This is a genomic window from Zhongshania aliphaticivorans, from assembly GCF_001586255.1.
GTDB lineage: Bacteria > Pseudomonadota > Gammaproteobacteria > Pseudomonadales > Spongiibacteraceae > Spongiibacter > Spongiibacter aliphaticivorans.
The window spans coordinates 1905437-1923521 of the sequence record NZ_CP014544.1; the positions used below are offsets into that span (position 1 = coordinate 1905437).

The 18085-nt window shown below is 52.2% G+C and carries 15 protein-coding genes; 5 read left to right on the forward strand and 10 right to left on the reverse strand.

From position 1 onward, the window contains the following. Position 1: 1 nt before the first annotated feature. The 9 genes from AZF00_RS08445 to AZF00_RS08485 all read right to left on the reverse strand — a co-directional run bounded on the left by AZF00_RS08445 (position 2) and on the right by AZF00_RS08485 (position 9819). Entirely contained in the window at positions 2–1927 is a 1926-nt protein-coding gene (locus tag AZF00_RS08445) for a copper resistance system multicopper oxidase (protein WP_050985169.1), read from the reverse strand. Between the two features lie 149 nt (positions 1928–2076). Further along, positions 2077–2511 carry a hypothetical protein gene (locus AZF00_RS08450; RefSeq protein WP_040802701.1) on the reverse strand — a complete coding sequence of 145 codons (435 nt, stop codon included), beginning with the start codon at positions 2509–2511 and terminating at the stop codon, positions 2077–2079. 80 nt (positions 2512–2591) lie between these two features. After that, positions 2592–3008: a Cu(I)-responsive transcriptional regulator gene (gene cueR / locus AZF00_RS08455; RefSeq protein WP_008247891.1), complete on the reverse strand. Its 417-nt coding sequence runs from the start codon at positions 3006–3008 to the stop codon at positions 2592–2594. Position 3009: 1 nt separating this feature from the next. Continuing rightward, positions 3010–5481: a heavy metal translocating P-type ATPase gene (locus AZF00_RS08460; RefSeq protein ID WP_008247893.1), complete on the reverse strand. Its 2472-nt coding sequence runs from the start codon at positions 5479–5481 to the stop codon at positions 3010–3012. An 11-nt stretch (positions 5482–5492) separates the two neighbouring features. After that, positions 5493–5765, reverse strand: a complete 273-nt coding sequence (locus AZF00_RS08465; RefSeq protein ID WP_008247895.1) for a heavy-metal-associated domain-containing protein — start codon at positions 5763–5765, stop codon at positions 5493–5495. 73 nt (positions 5766–5838) lie between these two features. After that, entirely contained in the window at positions 5839–6993 is a 1155-nt protein-coding gene (locus AZF00_RS08470; protein ID WP_008247897.1) for a sulfate/molybdate ABC transporter ATP-binding protein, read from the reverse strand. A gap of 26 nt (positions 6994–7019) precedes the next feature. Beyond that, positions 7020–7880, reverse strand: a complete 861-nt coding sequence (gene cysW, locus AZF00_RS08475; protein WP_008247899.1) for a sulfate ABC transporter permease subunit CysW — start codon at positions 7878–7880, stop codon at positions 7020–7022. After that, positions 7877–8746 (reverse strand): sulfate ABC transporter permease subunit CysT, encoded by an 870-nt coding sequence (gene cysT / locus AZF00_RS08480; protein ID WP_008247911.1) that lies wholly within the window; start codon positions 8744–8746, stop codon positions 7877–7879. The genes cysW and cysT overlap by 4 nt, the downstream gene beginning before the upstream one ends. A 41-nt stretch (positions 8747–8787) precedes the next feature. Continuing rightward, positions 8788–9819, reverse strand: coding sequence for a sulfate ABC transporter substrate-binding protein (locus AZF00_RS08485; RefSeq protein WP_008247919.1), 1032 nt, complete (start codon positions 9817–9819; stop codon positions 8788–8790). Between the two features lie 193 nt (positions 9820–10012). Here AZF00_RS08485 and AZF00_RS19470 point away from each other — a divergent pair, with 193 nt between their 5' ends. The 5 genes from AZF00_RS19470 to AZF00_RS08510 all read left to right on the forward strand — a co-directional run bounded on the left by AZF00_RS19470 (position 10013) and on the right by AZF00_RS08510 (position 17685). Further along, positions 10013–11578, forward strand: coding sequence for a sigma-54 interaction domain-containing protein (locus AZF00_RS19470; protein ID WP_008247920.1), 1566 nt, complete (start codon positions 10013–10015; stop codon positions 11576–11578). 109 nt (positions 11579–11687) lie between these two features. After that, positions 11688–12050, forward strand: a complete 363-nt coding sequence (locus AZF00_RS08495) for a hypothetical protein (RefSeq protein ID WP_008247922.1) — start codon at positions 11688–11690, stop codon at positions 12048–12050. Positions 12051–12134: 84 nt separating this feature from the next. After that, complete coding sequence (locus tag AZF00_RS08500) at positions 12135–13496, forward strand: TolC family protein (protein WP_040802704.1); 1362 nt, start codon at positions 12135–12137, stop codon at positions 13494–13496. Further along, positions 13493–14452 carry an efflux RND transporter periplasmic adaptor subunit gene (locus AZF00_RS08505; RefSeq protein ID WP_008247927.1) on the forward strand — a complete coding sequence of 320 codons (960 nt, stop codon included), beginning with the start codon at positions 13493–13495 and terminating at the stop codon, positions 14450–14452. Before AZF00_RS08500 ends, AZF00_RS08505 begins: the two co-directional genes overlap by 4 nt. Before the next feature lie 95 nt (positions 14453–14547). Continuing rightward, complete coding sequence (locus tag AZF00_RS08510; protein WP_008247935.1) at positions 14548–17685, forward strand: efflux RND transporter permease subunit; 3138 nt, start codon at positions 14548–14550, stop codon at positions 17683–17685. Positions 17686–17781: 96 nt separating this feature from the next. Here the strand turns inward: AZF00_RS08510 and AZF00_RS08515 are convergent, their stop codons facing one another. After that, positions 17782–18084 carry a P-II family nitrogen regulator gene (locus AZF00_RS08515; RefSeq protein WP_008247937.1) on the reverse strand — a complete coding sequence of 101 codons (303 nt, stop codon included), beginning with the start codon at positions 18082–18084 and terminating at the stop codon, positions 17782–17784. Between the last annotated feature and the right edge of the window lies 1 nt (position 18085).

The window sequence follows — 18085 nt, forward strand, 5'->3', positions numbered from 1 at the left end:
TTCATGCTGCACCTCCGTCATGGCTGATGCGCACTTCGCGCATCATACCGGGCATGTGGTAGAGCAGGTGGCAGTGATAGGCCCAGCGGCCCATTGCATCTGCCGTCACGAGGTAACTGATTTTTGAACCGGGTTGAACCATAATTGTGTGCTTACGGGGAATGTATTCAGGGTCGCCGGTTTCTAGTTCGCTCCACACACCGTGTAAATGGATAGGGTGGGTCATCATAGAGTCGTTTACTAGGGTAATGCGCACGCGCTCGCCAAAACTCAGTGCGAGCGGCTCGGCATCCGCAAAGGGGATCCCATTTACCGACCACATATAGCGGTGCATATTGCCGGTAAGGTGTAGCTGAATCTCACGACTGGGTTCGCGGCGGTCTTCCGTTGGATGCAAGTTGCGGAGTTGGCTATAGCGCAACACTTTACGACCATATAGCTGCTGGTGGTTGCGCAGACCAATGCCGGGGTCATCGAGTCCGCTTTGCGGGCTGTCGGCGCGGGCGTCTACCTGCGGGCCAAATTCAGTTTTTACATGGGTGATTTCATTATTGCTGCCAAACCCCGCTTTGCCCAAGGGCGCTGGCATCGCCATACTCATGGCGGCCATACCGTGTTGACTGTGATCCATGCCTTTCATATTGCTCCTATCATGGCCACTGTGATCCATTTCTTTCATGCTGCCCATAGCGTGCTGGCTATGATCCATTCCCGCCATGCTCCCCATGTTTTGGTCGCCATGGCTCATACCTGCCATCGCCATGCCCATGTCGCGGTGGCTTAGAACCGGGGCGGGGTCCATATTAGGAATGGCTGCACTTAAGGCTGGGTTGGCGCTGAGGGTGCCACGCGTAAAGCCACTGCGGTCTATGCTTTGCGCAAATACGCAATATGCACTGTCGTCACTGGGCTCAACAATGACGTCGTAGGTCTCTGCCACGCCGATCCGGAATTCATCAATGGTAAAGGGCTCGACGTTTTGGCCATCGGCGGCGACCACGGTCATTTTAAGGCCGGGAATACGCACATCGAATATCGTCATGGCGGCGCTGTTGATAAATCGCAAACGAATTTTTTCGCCGCGCTTAAAGAGTCCCGTCCAACCTTGGTCTGGCGTTGCGCCGTTCATTAGGTAGGTGTAGGTGTATGCAGTTACGTCGGCGATATCTCGTTCGCTCATGCGCATTTGATTCCACATGCTGCGATCAGACCATGTTTGGCTTAGCCCTTTTTCTTTAATATCTCGCCATAAATCACCGGCGGTACGTTCGTTAAAATTATAGTAATCACCGCGTTTTTTCAGCTTGGCGTAAATAGCTTCTGGCGCCTCATCTGACCAGTCAGAAAGCTGCACCACGTAGTCCCGGTCGTAAGCGACTGGATCGGGTCCTTTCGGTTCGATCACAATGGCGCCATAGACGCCGGTCTGCTCCTGAAACCCAGAGTGGCTGTGATACCAATACGTACCGCTTTGCTGAACGTTAAAGGCATAGTCAAAATACTCACCGGGCTTAATACCAGCAAAACTCATTCCCGGAACACCATCCATTTCCGCAGGTAAAATCATGCCATGCCAGTGAATGGAACTGTCGTGGGCAAGGTGGTTGCGCACTCGCAGGGTGATGTCGTCGCCTTCCCGCCACCGTAAAATCGGGCCGGGCACACTGCCATTAACAGCCGTAGCTATTCTCGATTTACCAGTAAAGTTGACTGGCTGATAGCCAATATCCAAATCAAAATGTTTGCCGCTTAAGGTTTGTTGCTCCACTGCTGTGGGTGCTTTCTCTATGCCCCAGCTTAAGGGGCTGCCACTTAAGCCAATAAGCGCACCAGCGCTCGCCGCGCCGGTCACAAACCGACGCCGGGATACGCTTGTGGTGGCCAATGTACTTAGGGTTGGTGATGAAATGTGCGTAGTATGCTTCATCGAAAACTTCCAAAATAAGTTGAAATCTAAACCTGCCAATCAAACCTTATAACGCCGACTAAGCAGGGTCAGTAAACAATTAATTCGTAACGCCACATGTGCGACGCGCTAATAAGTTGGCTAGTAATACAGGCACAACTTGCCTGTGATTAGCTAAAAATGGGGGGTTTAAATAGTGAGGAAGCGTGCTGGGGAAGTAATTGGAGATCGAAATCTGATGTTACATCACGTGAATTAATAGCCTGATTCGCGTTGTCTGCGGAAAGCAGGGCGAAGGTGCTGCAACTGCCGACGCAGCATTGGCATGTGGCCTCACATTGAATCTCGCCTGCGCCTGCACCTGCACCGTGGGCCGCGGAATGCTGACTCATTTCGACATGCTGTTCTGGGCCGAGGTGTTGACCGTTATGTTCACTGTGACTTGTGCCGAGACAGTGGCCATCTGCTGACGCGATTGCCTGGGGGTTAGTTAGACTGGTAGTAGGGTGGTTCATCATTAACATCGGCGCAGCAGCAAGCACTGATTTACTGAAATAAATCAATATCAAGAAGCTAAGCACATGGATGTTAAGAATCTTCTTCATAATTTGTCAGCAGTTTACGCGTATTAATAAGACTCATTTTCTAAAGACAAGTTCGATATGTTTGCGATCTAACATTAATACTAGGTCTTTTTAGTGCTAGCGCCAACACATGGTTGCTCTAAACCTTGAAGTATGGGGCACTCGGCACGGTCATCACCATGGCACTCGGTAGTTAAGCTCTGCAATAGATTGCGCATGGCGCTGAGCTCGGCAATTTTGTCGTCTAGTTCTTTTAAATGAAGTTCGGCGAGAGCTTTTACATCGCTGCTGGCCCGTTCGCGGTCTTGCCACAGCGACAATAATTGCTTTATTTGGTCTAAAGAGAAACCTAAAGAGCGGGCGCTTTTTACAAAACTCAGCGTATGCAGGTCATTTTTTGAGTAGATACGGTAGCCCGCAGGGCTGCGGTGAGATTGCTCAATAAGACCAATCCCCTCGTAGTGACGGATCATTTTTGCCGATATGCCGCTGGCTTTGGCGGCTTCACCAATATTCATCTCAGGCTCCTTCCTTCTCATTGTTTGAGCTAACGCTGTCTGGTCTCCAGCGTTTCAATAGTAGGGCATTGCTGACCACGCTCACGCTGCTAAAGGCCATCGCCGCACCGGCTATAACGGGACTTAATAAGCCAAACGCGGCCAGCGGGATGCCGATAGCATTATAGATAAAGGCCCAAAAAAGGTTTTGTTTAATCTTACGGTAACTGCGCTGGGAAATCGCAATCGCATCCGCCACCAGTGCTGGGTCACCGCGCATTAAGGTAATACCTGCGGTGTGCATAGCAACGTCTGTACCGGTTGCCATGGCAATGCCAATATCGGCCGCGGCGAGGGCAGGGGCATCGTTTATGCCGTCGCCGACCATGGCGACAACGCGGCCTTCGCTGCGCAGTTGGCTGACTTTCTTAGCCTTGTCATCGGGCAAAACATTGGCGATAAAATCACTCAGGCCTAATTTTTTGGCAACTGCGCTGGCGCTGCCTTGGTTGTCGCCGGTGAGCATAATCGTTTCTATTCCCTTCTCGCGCAGTTGCGCGATGGCCTGGGCAGCGGAGGCTTTGATCTCGTCGCCAAAGGCCAGTAAACCAATCAGTTGTGGACTAGCACCTTCAACCGCCAACCATGACAGGGTATTGCCTTGGGCTTCTAAGTCTTCGGCGGTTTGTGCTAAATCGCCAAGATCAATATTCAGCTCTTTCATTAAGCGCGTATTGCCCAGACTTAGTTGCTGCCCATTAACATGGGCACTCACCCCGCGACCGGCCAAGGCTTTGGCATTACTGGCTTGGTCAACGCTGATATTTTGTTCCTCGGCTCTCGCCATAACCGCTTTTGCCAGTGGATGGTCGCTGCCGGATTGCACGGCGGCCGCAAGGCGAATTAATTCGCGCTCATCGCCATTTACAGCCTTGGTGGCGGTAAGGCTTGGTTTGCCCACTGTTAACGTGCCGGTTTTATCGAAAATCACCGTGGTGGTTTTGTGGGCGATTTCAAGCGCTTCAGCGTCTTTGATCAATATGCCGTATTTTGCTGCCACGCCAGTACCGGCCATGATCGCCGTGGGCGTGGCTAAACCAAGTGCGCAAGGGCAGGCGATAACCAATACCGCTACCGCATTGATTATTGCGCCTTGAATATCGCCGTTATAAATCCACCAGGTGACCAAGGTAGCGAGGGCAATAATTAACACTACCGGTACAAACACCGCGCTGACTTGATCTACCAAACGTTGGATCGGCGCTTTGGCGGCTTGGGCATTTTCGACCATGCGAATAATGCGCGACAGGGTTGATTCGCTGCCGATTGCGGTGGTTTCAATCAGTAAGACGCCGTCGGCATTGATCGCGCCGCCGGTGACTTTATCACCCACGTCTTTGCTAACAGGCAGGTTCTCGCCGGTGAGCATAGACTCGTCGATGTGACTGGCACCTTCTTTAATTACGCCGTCTACGGGGATCTGCTCGCCGGGTTTTACAATAACCAAATCGCCGCTGCGGATATTCTCGACGGCCACTTCCTTGTCACCATTCTCGCCACGAACTCGCGCGGTGGCGGGGCGCAGGGATTGCAGGGCCTGAATGGCCGCTGTGGTTTGGCGTTTGGCGCGGCCTTCTAACCATTTACCCAGTAGCACCAAGGTAATAACAACCGCAGAGGCTTCAAAGTAATAGTGGCCGCTAGCATGGCCGCCGCCATGCGCCTGCTCCGCAAAATACGGGCGCATTAATTCAAACACACTCAGGCCGTACGCGGCGCTGGTGCCGAGCGCGACCAGTAAATCCATATTGCCGGTTTTGGCTTTAATCGCGGCCCAGCCAGCGCGGTAAAAGCGCGCGCCCAGCCAAAACTGTACCGGTGTCGCGAGTAGAAATTGCAGCCAGCCCGGCGCCATCCACTGACTGCCAAACACGCTGAAAACCATCGGCAAAAATAAGGGCGCCGATAAAATGGCGCCAATAATAACGGCGCGGGCTTCTTTATTGGAGGCGCTGTTTTGTGTATCTGATTTTACCTTGGCGTGCTCAGTGTCTAGCGATGCTTGGTAACCCGCATTGCTGACGGCCGCGATTAATTCGGCGCTGCTAATGGCATCTTTAGCAATTTCAATATTGGCGATTTCTGTTGCTAAATTTACGCTCACCGCAAGCACACCGGGTGTTGCCTGCAAGGCTTTTTCAATTCGGCCAACGCAAGAGGCGCAGCTCATGCCGTCAATGTTAAGGCGAACCGTGCTAGTACTTACATGGTAGCCGGCATTTTCAACTGCCGCGCTCAGTTGTTCGCTGGGCACCGCTTTGGCTAAGGTAATTTGCGCCGTTTCGGTGGCTAAATTAACGCTAACGCTGGCAACGCCATCGACGGCGTTTAAGGCTTTTTCAATATGGCTGACGCAGGAAGCGCAGCTCATGCCTTCTATGCCAAAGCGGAGTTTCTGGTGAGTCGAGTGGGTGTTAGGTGCGGCTGCAGTCATGGCTAGCTCCTTTACTCATGGTTAGCGAGTGCTATCGGTGACGCCTGATAGCCCGCCTCAGCTATGGCGGCAATGATGGTGTCGGAATCAATGTCGGCGTCGTTAACGATGATGTCTGCTGTTTTAGCCGCCAAATTAATCTCGACCCCGTCAATACCGTCAAGTTCATTGAGCGCCCGTGTGATCCTGCCTACGCAGGCGCCGCAGTTCATGCCAAGAATAGTCAGTTGCAACGTCGTTTTATTGTGAACACTGCTAGGGGTATTACGTTTAGATGCGCTCATGATTAAGCCCTCCGTTGATCGAGGCTTGATCATTGACCTTACCACAATGGTAAGGTCAAGGGCTTTATTAACATTATCCGGCGAGACGTTCGCGCTCTCTGCCAATGAGAATTGGCGCGCTGAGTTGCTCCCGTACTGGCGTGATTGTTTGCGGGGCAAACACGCTGAACTGCATTAAACGTAGCCGCAAGGTGGCGCCGATCTGGAAGCGGGGCACATCGTGATGTAAATGCGGCAACTCGACACGAAGGGTGGAATGGCTTTGGGCAAAAGTGCTATGTGCAAAGCTAACTTCGGCGCGCACAATTGGCCCGGTGCGTTGAATGCTATTTACCACCACGTCTATGCCCGCTTGCTCAGCGTCGGCAATGCGTAAATCGCTGGGGCGAACATAAACATCGACCGCGCCCTCATCCAGCACGGCAGTATTTGCCGTGCTTGGATAGGCACCGATTGCTGAGTCGCCAACATGCACTACGTCGCCCCGCCATTGCGCGGCGATAATATTACTGTCGCCTAAAAAGTCGAACACCAGAGGCGAGGCGGGTTGTTCATAAACTTGATCGACACTGCCGAGCTGGGCGATTTCGCCTTTTTGCATAATTACCACCCGGTCGGCCAATTCTAGCGCTTCCTCTTGATCGTGGGTAACGAACACCGTAGTGACGCCGGTTTGCTGGTGCAAATCTCGCAGCCATTGCCGCAGTTCTTTGCGGACTTTGGCGTCTAGGGCGCCGAAGGGTTCGTCAAGAAGCAGAACTTTGGGGTCGATAGCCAAAGCGCGGGCAAGGGCCACCCGCTGACGCTGGCCGCCAGACAATTGGTGGGGATAGCGATCTTCTAAACCGCCCAATTGCACTAGCTTTAATAATTCATCGGCGCGGGCGCGAATCGCTGCAGCGGGGCGACGAAAGGCGCGGGTTTTAACCCGCAAGCCAAAGCTCACGTTCTCGCGCAGGGTCATGTGCTTGAACAAGGCGTAATGCTGAAACACAAAACCAATTTGCCGCTCACGCAATGGGGTGTTGGCCATGTCGACCCCATCAAAGTAAACGCTGCCAGTGTCGGCACTTTCTAGGCCGGCAATAATGCGCAGTAAGGTGGTTTTGCCTGAACCAGATGGCCCGAGCAGCGCGAGTAGTTCACCAGACTGAATATTAAGACCCACATTGTCGAGGGCTTTGAATTGGCCAAACTGTTTGCTTATGCCGCTTAATTGAATTTCCATTGTTTGTGTTTCCAATAAGGTCGAGATTAATGTTTTAAACCGTGGGCTTTTTCGAGCACGGCTTTTATGGCCAGCGTCACGAGTGCCAATGAGGCTAAAATCGAGGCCATGGCAAAGGCGGCGGCAAAGTTGTATTCGTTGTAAAGAATTTCCACGTGCAGGGGCAGGGTATTGGTTTCACCGCGAATATGCCCAGACACCACCGACACCGCACCGAACTCACCCATGGCCCGTGCATTACAGAGCAGCACACCATAGAGCAGGCCCCAGCGAATATTGGGCAGGGTGACATGCCAAAACGTCTGCCAACCGTTGGCGCCGAGACTCAGGGCAGCTTGTTCTTCGTCGCTGCCTTGTTCCTGCATTAACGGGATCAACTCCCGCGCAATGAACGGAAAGGTGACAAAGATACTGACCAACACAATGCCGGGCAGGGCAAACAAAATTTGAATATCGGTGTTGTCTAGTAAGGGCGCCGCCCAGCCGCTGGCGCCAAACATCAGCACAAAGATCAAACCGGTGACCACTGGCGATACCGAAAATGGCAAATCAATCAGGGTGGTTAATAAGACCTTGCCGCGAAACTCAAACTTGGCAATTGACCAGGCTGCTGCGACCCCAAAAATAAGATTCAAGGGTACGGAAATCGCCGAGGCGATGATCGTGAGCCTAATTGCCGCTAGGCCGTCGGCATCGCTCAAGGCCTTGCCGTAGGTTTGCCAGCCATTGCGTAATGCTTCGGCGAACACGGTAAATAAGGGCAGTAGCAAAAACAGTATTAAAAAACTCAGCGCAATAGTCGTTAATACCCAGCGCGTGAGCTTGCCTTCACTAATAGCCGAATGGCCTGCCACTTTTATACTATTTTTCTGCGTAGACGGGTTCATGCGACAAACCCCTTATCTGGAGCAGCATTTACATTGCCCGAGCTAGCTTTATAACGCTGACTCCAGGCTTGTAAGGCATTAATGAGAATCAGCAGCACAAAGGAAATGAGCAACATGGCGGCGGCCACTGCGGTGGCGCCAGCGTAATCGTATTCTTCTAATTTAATCACAATGAGTAAGGGTGCTACTTCGGACACATAGGGCACGTTACCAGCAATAAAAATCACCGAGCCGTATTCGCCAACGCCACGTGCAAAGGCCAGCGCAAAGCCGCTTAATAAAGCCGGTAGCAGGGTGGGAAATACCACGTGATACAGGGTTTGCCAACGGCTGGCGCCAAGCGAGGCGGCGGCTTCTTCAAGTTCTTTTTCCAGTTCCCGCAACACCGGCTCTACACTGCGCACCACAAAGGGTAAGCCGATAAAGGTCAGCGCAATCACAATACCAATGGGGGTAAATGCAATTTCAATACCGACCATGTTAAACAAGTTACCGAGCCAGCCGCTACCCGAGTAAAGAGTGCTTAGCGCAATACCGGCAACCGCCGTTGGTAGAGCGAAGGGCAGGTCGATAATGGCATCGAATAGACCCTTGCCAGTAAAGTCATAACGCACAAACACCCACGCAATAATTAGACCAAACACTGCATTGATAATGGCCGCCGCTAAGGCGGTGGTGAAGGAGATCATCAAGGCGTGGGTCACCCGTTCACCCGTGATTAAATCCCAAAATTGCGCCAGACCTAATTCGGCGGTTTTAAAGAATAAGCCCGACAGCGGAATAACGACGATGAGCGCGAGATATAGCACGGTGTAAAATAGCGCGGGCGCAAAGCCCGGTAGCGGCGACTTAGTTTTGAATTTCATACTGATTTCAGCCTTAGCCTTTATTGTTGAGGTCACCGTAATTAACGACGTGGCCGATAGAGTTGGTCAAACACGCCGCCATCTTTAAAGTGCTTGGCTTGCACCTGCTCCCAGCCGCCAAATTCTTGGTTGATATTGACTAACTTGAGTTCGGGTAAATGAGGGATCTCCGCGCTGCTTATCAGCTCAGGTTTGGCTGGGCGGAAGTAATGTTTGGCGATAATGGTTTGCCCTTGGGGGCTGTATAAATATTCGAGATAGCCTTGCGCAATAGTGGCCACGCCGTGCTTTTGGGCGTTAGCAGCAACCACGGCAACCGGCGGTTCTGCCTTAATCGATATGGACGGCAGTACAATTTCAAATTTGTCGGCGCCAAATTCATTGAGGGCTAAATACGCTTCGTTTTCCCAAGTAATAAGCACGTCGCCAATGCCGCGTTGGGCGAAGGTGGTGGTTGCAGCTCTTGCTCCGGTGTCTAATACGCTGACCCGTTTGAATAAGGTGCTGATAAATTCTTCCGCAGCGGCATCGCTGCCGTAGGCGTGCTTAGCAAACGCGTAGGCGGCCAAGTAATTCCAGCGCGCGCCCCCCGAGGTTTTCGGGTTGGGGGTAACCACACTAATGCCGGGTTTGATTAAGTCTGGCCAGTCGTGGATTTTCTTGGGGTTGTTTTTGCGTACCAGCAGCACAATGGTGGACGTGTAGGGGGCACTATTACTGGCAAGTTGCGATTGCCAGTTTTCCGCCAATTTGCCGGTTTGCTTGCTGATGACGTCGATGTCGTAGGCCAGCGCCAGCGTCACCACATCGGCGGATAAACCATCGATTACTGAGCGAGCTTGTTTGCCGGAACCGCCGTGAGACTGCTTGATGGCAATTTGGTCACCGGTTTTTTCCTTCCAGTAGCGACTGAACTCAGCGTTAAACTCTTGATACAGTTCCCGGGTTGGATCGTAGGAAACATTTAGTAAGCTGTAATCTTTGGCATCAACTGTTGTGCTGGATAGCAAACTGGCGAGTACTAATGACCCCGCAAAGGGCGCAAACAAACGAGTTCGGCGTGAGGTTTTCATTTAGCGTCCTATAAGACAGAAAGTGGCGTTTGTCATCTTGTTATCAAACTTTATGCCAGATTCAATGGTGATATTAAGCTATTGTTTTATAAGAATATTTTTATATCACTTTATTGATTTAGAAATAATTAGTCATATATGAAGTATTTGTGCGCTATATTTGGCGGAATTTACGCTAATTAAGACGCCATAAATGACCGTTAAAGCTGACAAACACCTCCTTGCCCTGTGGACTGAAGCGGGAAAGCATGCCGTGCTTAGCGACTTAATGCCGTCGCTTATTGAGGTGTTACGGGAAATAGCGCGCATCGACGAGCTGTACTTATTTGCGTTTAATGGCGCCGATGAGTGGCGCTTAAGCGGTGGTTGGCGCGATGAGCATGTGCCCGAGAGATTAAGCCAGCAGGCGATTACTGATGCCTCGGCGTTAGACACAATCCAGCGCTGGGCGCGCGCTACTGCACAGCTAAGTGAGCAAAGCGATGCCAGGCATCGGGCTGCGCTCAAGGTTCTGCTGGGCTCAGATTACGACGATGGAATATCCCTGTTAATACCGCTGCGGCGTGACACCGGCATGCTGGGTGTTGCGGTCTTGATTTGCGAATCGGCATGCACGCGTAGTCAATGCGAGCAGCTCATGGCCCTTGCCGAACCACTGCTGGCCTGCATCGAAAATGACCAACAACTTACTCATATTCAGCGCTTGCGGGCCAAGGCTGAGGCGGATCGTCAAAACCTTTTGGGCCGTTTGGGGCTGCGTTCTATTTCAGAGAATATTGTCGGCGTCGATGGCGGGTTAAAGCAGGTGATGCGCCGTGTTAATCAAGTTGCGCCAAGCCCTGCTGGGGTCCTTATTCTAGGTGAAACCGGCGCGGGCAAAGAGGTCATCGCCCGCGCGATTCACGAGCGCTCAGCGCGCCATAACGGGCCGTTTCTGCGCGTTAACTGCGGCGCGCTGCCCCCAGAACTGATTGACTCCGAATTATTCGGTCACGAAAAAGGCAGCTTCACCGGCGCGCTAGCCAGCCGACGCGGGTGGTTTGAACGGGCAGGGGGAGGCACATTATTTCTCGACGAGGTCGGTGAGCTTCCCCCCGCCGCGCAGGTGCGGTTACTGCGGGTGTTGCAAGACGGGATTATTCAAAAAGTCGGCAGTGAGCATGATGTACAAGTTGATGTTAGGGTGATTGCAGCCACTCATCGCGACCTTCCTAAGATGGTACAAGAGGGCAGTTTTCGCGAGGATTTGTGGTATCGCCTCGCCGTGTTTCCGATAATCTTACCAACCCTGAACGAACGACTTGACGATATTGAAGACCTCGCCAAGCATTTTATTCAGCGCGCCGCGATGCGCATGGGGGTGCCCGTACCACCGCTGTCGGCCGCAGATGTGCGCAATTTAAAGCGCTATAGCTGGCCTGGTAATATCAGGGAGTTAGGCTCGGTACTTGAGCGTGCGGTAATACTGGGTCACGGAGAATACCTTGATTTAGAGATGGCGCTGGGCGCGCCATCGCCCAAACCACGTGCTGTTCTTAACCAAGCTAGCCCGGCTGGCAAGAATAATGCCCCGGAAAATGAGTCTTTAGAGGCGGTCATCGCCGCGCATATCAAGCATATTCTCACCGAGACCAAGGGTCGAGTAGACGGCCCTTATGGCGCGGCTAAACGTTTAGACATCAATGTCAGTACCCTGCGCGCCAAGTTGCGAAGGTTGGGTATTGATGCCAATGAATTTAAAAATAATGAACAGTTCTAAACGCTCCTTGTTTTATTAACTAAGGGTTAACGGGTCTAGGGATTTAATCCACGACCAAAAATGTTATGCTTTTCAGAGTTATTTGATTTCAACGGGTTTATGTATCTGTATGCATAAAAAAGCATTGTCCTATATATTGTTAGTCTTGATTGCTTTGCAGTCATTGACAACAATGGCCGATGTGCATCCCATAAATCACGCGGACACGGTTCATTTTTCTGGCGATGAGGCGCATAGCAACGCGTCGGAAAAAGGCGAGGACTCAGGGCAAGAAACTACCGCCCCCTCGCAACTTGATCTTACCGCAGACGGTTTGTCTCATTGTCATCACCATGGCTGTCTTGGTCATTTCTACTTGTCTGGCAAGCTCGCAGAGCCAGATTTTCTGCAACACAATCAATTTCATAGTCATTACCACGCCAGTATTCCTACGGCCCCGTTTTCCTTGCTCTACCGCCCTCCAATAGTCTGATTTTACTCATTAAGTCATTTACCGGTATTGCGCTTTTCGCGGCAATGCACGGAATTAATTTTCTTAAATAAGTAGGATCGAACTATGTTAGCCATGCCCACAAGGCCGAGTTTCGGCGGGTGGAATCGGCGGGTGTTAAGCGCCCGCTGTATTCTGTGTTGTTTATTATTTGCTTTTTCTTCAGGGCTAAGTGCAGCGCTACCAGCGCTGTCTTTGGCGGATGCTGTGCAGCGTTCCCTGGCCCAAAATCCACGTTTAAAAGTCTTTCCGTTTCGCGCTGCGGCCCTGCAAGGGCAGGCCGAAACCGCCAAGTTGCGCCCAGCTTATGAACTTGGTGTAGATGCAGAGAATCTTGGTGGCTCTGGCGAGTTCGCGGGGGTTGACGGCGCAGAACTGACTGTTGCCTTGTCTTCGGTTATCGAAATGGGCGATAAGCGGGCTGCGCGGCAAGGGCTTGTGTCGAATAGCTACGCAGTGCTGGAGGCCACGCGGCAGGTGGAATCACTTGCGCTATTGGGCGAAGTTACCCGTCGCTACGTTGCGGTGTTAACTGCCCAGAAAAAGGTCGCCTTAGCAGCAGAAGACGTTGAACTGGCCGAAGAAAGCTTAGCCGTCGTCGCTAAGCGGGCTAAGGCGGGCGCTACGCCGGAGGTGGAAGTGAAGCGTGCGCAGGCGGCTAGTGCGCAGGCGAAGCTGAGCTTGCTCGCAGAACAACAGCATTTTGCCTATTTGAAGATGGCCTTGGCTGCACTGTGGGCTTCGACTACGCCAGACTTCAATGCTGTGCAAGGTGACCTATTCCAGTTTGGCGCGGATGTGGGATTTGAGAGCCTGTATACCAAGCTTGAAAAAAATCCCGCAATTGAAGTTTTCGCTGCTGAGTCTCGCCTCAAAGAGGCCGAGCTTCGACTTGCGCGAACCGAGGCGCGTGCAGACATCAGCTGGTCATTTGGTGTGCGTCAATTCCAAGCAAATAACGACACGGCGTTGCTTGCAGGATTCAGCGTGCCCTTGTTTTCAGGCAAGCGAAATTCCGGCGCGATCAAAACGGCCTACGCCGAGAAAAATCAAATATTGATACAGCGCGAAGCGGCGCTACTTGAATTACACACACAGTTGTACCGCGCATTTTATAGCCGACAACAAGCGATTGTTGCGGTTAAGACCTTAGGCATCACGATTATTCCTGCACTTGAACAGGCCTTAAGCGCAACCCAAACGGCTTATGAAGGCGGGCGCTATGGCTATCTCGACTACGTTAGTGCGCGGCAGGAGTTACTGGCGGCAAGGCGCGGACGGATTGAAGCGGCCGCTGCCGCTTTGCAGTATGGCGCCGAGATTGAACAGCTAACCGGTCAATCCCTTTCCGCACAAGCTCTGCGCGCAAACCATCGTGCTGAGGCGCATGACGACAGAGCCAATACCTATTCAGGAACATTCCAATGAACGTAATTACATTGAAAACTCATTCCGCTTTTAAGCTGCTTAGTGCGTGCTTGTTAATGATGTTGTTCGCGGTTCAGGTCTGCGCAGCAGGCAGTGAACGTGAGCAGGCCAGCCACGACGAGCATGAAGAACATGGCGAAGAAGCTCATATCGCGCTGACGCAGGCGCAAATAGCCCACGCGGGTCTTTCGCTAACAAGCGCCACAGGAGGCACTATTCGCGAGGTGTTGCCGGTTTATGGCGTGGTTGCGGCGAATGCCGAGCGAGTGCAGTCAGTACACGCGCGGTATCGCGGTATTGTTCGCGATCTTAATAAAAGTCTTGGCGATACCGTTCACAAAGGTGAAGCGCTGGTGGCCGTGGAGGCCAACGAGAGTTTAAAAACCTATGCAATCACGTCGGCGCTAAATGGCGTGATTACCCAGCGCAATGCCAATGTTGGTGAACAAACTGGCGATGCGCCACTGTTAGTTGTGCAGGATTTTTCCACTCTCTGGGTGGAGCTTTCAATTTTTCCAAAAGACCTTGGCGACATAAAACTAGGTCAAAGTGTGCGTATTATTAGCCTTGATTCAACACAGACTGCCGATGGCAAAATTATTTATATTGCCCAGCAAAGTAGTGGTGTTAACCAGGCTATTACTGCGCGGGTACTTATTGATAATCAAGGTGGCGAGTGGAAACCTGGCATTTTTGTTAAAGCGCAAATCACCCGCGCTGAAATTGCGGCGCCGGTGATCCTTCGCAACGAGGCTATTCAAATTATCGACAATGCGCCGGTTATTTTTGTGCAGGGCGAGGAGGGCTTTGAGCCGCGGCTTGTGACACTGGGGCGCAGCGATGGTGAGGTGAGTGAGGCCTTGAGCGGGCTTAGCATTGATGAAGTGTATGTCAGCAAAAACAGCTTTGTACTGAAATCCGAATTGGGCAAAGAGGACGCTGAACATGGACACTAATCAAAAACAATCAGCCCACTGTTTAACACCCAGCCCGCAAGGCGCTGGGCGCGGTGACGGTACCAGCGCATACGAACTGCAAGCAGGAGTTCGCTATGATCGATAAATTAATTCAGTTTTCTATCGCGCGGCGCTGGCTAGTGATGTTTCTGGTCTTTGCTACGGCGGTCTTAGGCGCTTGGAATTACCAGCAGCTGCCGATAGACGCCGTACCCGACATTACCAATGTGCAAGTGCAGATTAATACCGAGGCCCAAGGCTATTCGCCATTGGAGGTAGAGCAGCGCATTACGTATCTGGTGGAATTAGCCATCACCGGATTGCCGAATGTAGCAAGCACCCGTTCGCTTTCACGCTATGCCCTGTCTCAGGTAACGGTGGTGTTTGAAAAGGGCACCGATATTTACTTTGCCCGCAATCTAATCAACGAACGCCTACAGCAAGCAAAAAGCGAAATGCCTGCGGGCATTGAACCCGTTATGGGGCCGGTGGCCACGGGCCTCGGTGAAATATTTCATTATGCGGTTCACGCTACACCAGGCGCGGTGCAGCCAAGCGGTGAAGCTTATGACGCTACCGCGCTGCGCACCTTGCAGGACTGGGTGATTCGGCCACAGCTGCGCCTGGTTGCGGGCGTAACCGAAGTGAACACCATTGGCGGTTTTGAAAAGCAATTTCATATCAGCCCAGAACCCGCAAAACTACTGGCCTACCGGCTTAGCTTTGATGACGTGGTGCAGGCACTGAAAGCCAATAACGCCAATGTTGGCGCGGGCTATATTGAGAAAAACGGCGAGCAATACCTAATTCGTGCACCTGGGCAGGTCGCCGACATTGCCGAAATTAAGCGCATTATCCTTGCCCGCCGTGGGGGAATACCGATAACCGTAGCCGATGTAGCCGACGTTGGCTTTGGCAAAGAGTTGCGCACTGGCGCGGCAACCCTCGATGGTAAAGAGACGGTGTTGGGCACTGCCGTGATGCTGCTCGGCGGCAATAGCCGAACGGTTTCCCAAGCGGTGTCGGCCAAGCTAAAGGAGATCAACAAAACCCTTCCCGACGGCGTGATTGCCGAGCCAGTGTATGACCGCACGGTACTGGTTGATAAAACCATTGCAACAGTGCAGGCCAATCTCGCCGAAGGTGCGGTATTGGTGGTTGTGGTGTTATTGCTGATGCTGGGTAATATTCGCGCGGCATTAATAACGGCAATGGTTATTCCGCTGTCCATGCTAATGCTAATGACAGGCATGGTGCAGGCACAAGTGAGCGCCAATCTTATGAGCCTAGGCGCCCTCGATTTCGGTTTGATTGTGGATGGCGCCGTTATTATTGTCGAAAACTGCATTCTGCGCTTGGCGGGACGGCAGCATGAGCTTGGCCGCATTTTGAAACTCGAAGAACGTTTTAAAACCGTGTTTACCGCCACCCGCGAGGTATTTACACCGAGTTTGATTAGCGTGCTGGTGGTGATCTTGGTGAACCTACCGATTTTGGCCTTAAGCGGTGTAGAGGGCAAAATGTTCACTCCAATGGCCATGACGGTCATCATGGCTTTGCTATCGGCCTTGGTCTTGTCGCTGACCTTTGTTCCCGCCGCGGTGGCACTGTTTATGACGGGCCACATTGAAGAAAAAGACAATGCCATTGTTCGTTATTCAAAGCAGATCTACGCGCCGGTAATTACCTGGGCGATTAAATTTCGCGTAGCGGTATTATCTTCTGCCTTAATCTTTGTGGCCTTGGTGAGCGTGCTGGCAACGAGAATGGGTACCGAGTTTATTCCCAATCTGGATGAGGGCGATATCGCGATTCAAGCTTTACGCATTCCTGGCACCAGCTTAAGCCAGTCTCTTGAGATGCAGTTTCAGCTGGAAAAAGCGGTACTGGAAATTCCAGAGGTGAAAACCTATTTCTCCCGTGTCGGCACCGCTGAAGTTGCCAGTGACCCGATGGGGCCGAATATTTCCGACGGCTACGTAATGCTCAAAGAACGCAGTGACTGGCCAGATCCCACTAAAACCAAGGCTGAATTGCTAAATGATATTGGCGAGCAGTTGGCGCTGTTACCGGGCAATGCCTTTGAGATCAGCCAGCCGATTCAACTGCGTTTTAATGAGTTGATATCGGGCGTGCGCTCAGACGTGGGCATAAAGGTATTTGGCGATGATTTGACGCAGCTACTTAAAACCGGCGCCGAGATCGCAACGGTATTAAATGGCATCGACGGCGCAGATGGTGTGAAGGTGGAGCAGGTCTCTGGCTTGCCAATACTGTCGGTTGAGGCTGATCGCGCCGCGCTCTATCGCTATGGTTTAAATGTGGCCGATGTCCAAGCGGTGCTTGCCGCCGCGACCGGCGGTGAGGCCGCGGGCTTAATTTTTGAAGGTGATCGCCGCTTCGCCATTGTGGTGCGCCTGACCGAAGAGATCAGGGGCGACGTACAAGCATTAGAGCGCCTACCAATACCACTGCCCGAAGGCGGGTATGTACCGTTGCGAGAAGTGGCTAGCCTTAACTTAGCCCCTGGCCCGAACCAGATCTCAAGGGAAAACGGCAAGCGCCGGCTCGTGGTTAGTGCCAACGTAAAAGGCCGAGATTTAGGCGGCTTCGTGGCCGAGGTACAGCGCGAAATTGCGCAGCAGCTAAGGCTTCCACCTGGCTATTGGCTTGAATACGGCGGCACCTTTGAACAGCTACAATCCGCATCCCAGCGCTTAAGCCTATTAGTGCCGGTCACATTGGTGATGATTTTTGCGCTGTTGATGGTGACCTTTGGCTCAGCAAAAGACGCCGCACTGGTGTTTAGCGGTGTGCCGCTGGCCTTAACTGGCGGAGTAATTGCGCTATGGCTACGGGATATTCCTTTGTCTATTACCGCTGGGGTTGGCTTTATTACCCTGTGCGGGGTTTCCGTGCTGACCGGGGTAATGATGGTGTCGGCATTTATAGATGAACTAAAGCGCGGCACGCCAATAGAGAAAGCGATTCACGACGGCGCCATGCTCCGCCTACGGCCAATCTTGATGGTTGCCCTTGTGGCGGCGCTGGGCTTTTTGCCGATGGCGCTTAACACCAGCACGGGGGCCGAGGTTCAGCGACCGCTAGCGACGGTTGTTATAGGGGGCATTATCTCGTCGACGTTGCTCACTTTGTTTGTGCTTCCCGGCTTATACAGGCTGGCATGGCGCAAACCCAAAGTGAGCCATGAACGCGGCGATTTGCTGTCATAAAAATTTGGAGGATCGCGGAGCCGCGATCCTCCCCACAAACAATACGTTTTGCGGCAGATTTGTATTAGGGCTTAACGTAGCGTAATTCAAATCGTGCTAAAACTTCTCTGGTCTAATCACTTCAACATCGCTCATAAACAGAATCATGGCGTAGTTATCGTAGTAGGTTTCTTTTAGGTGGCTGGCAATCTGGCTGGCGATAGCCGCGTCGCTAACTACCTCAATCCGAATATTGCCGTTGGCATCCCAGGCGGCACTGCGACTACCTCGACCACCTTTGCCACGGGCATCAGTAATGGTGTAGCCCTGCGCGCCGAGGCGCTCAATATCCTTGATTAAGATATTTTCTAGCGCCGCTTCGGTGACAATGGTTAAAAGTTTTTTTATGTTGTCGCTCATT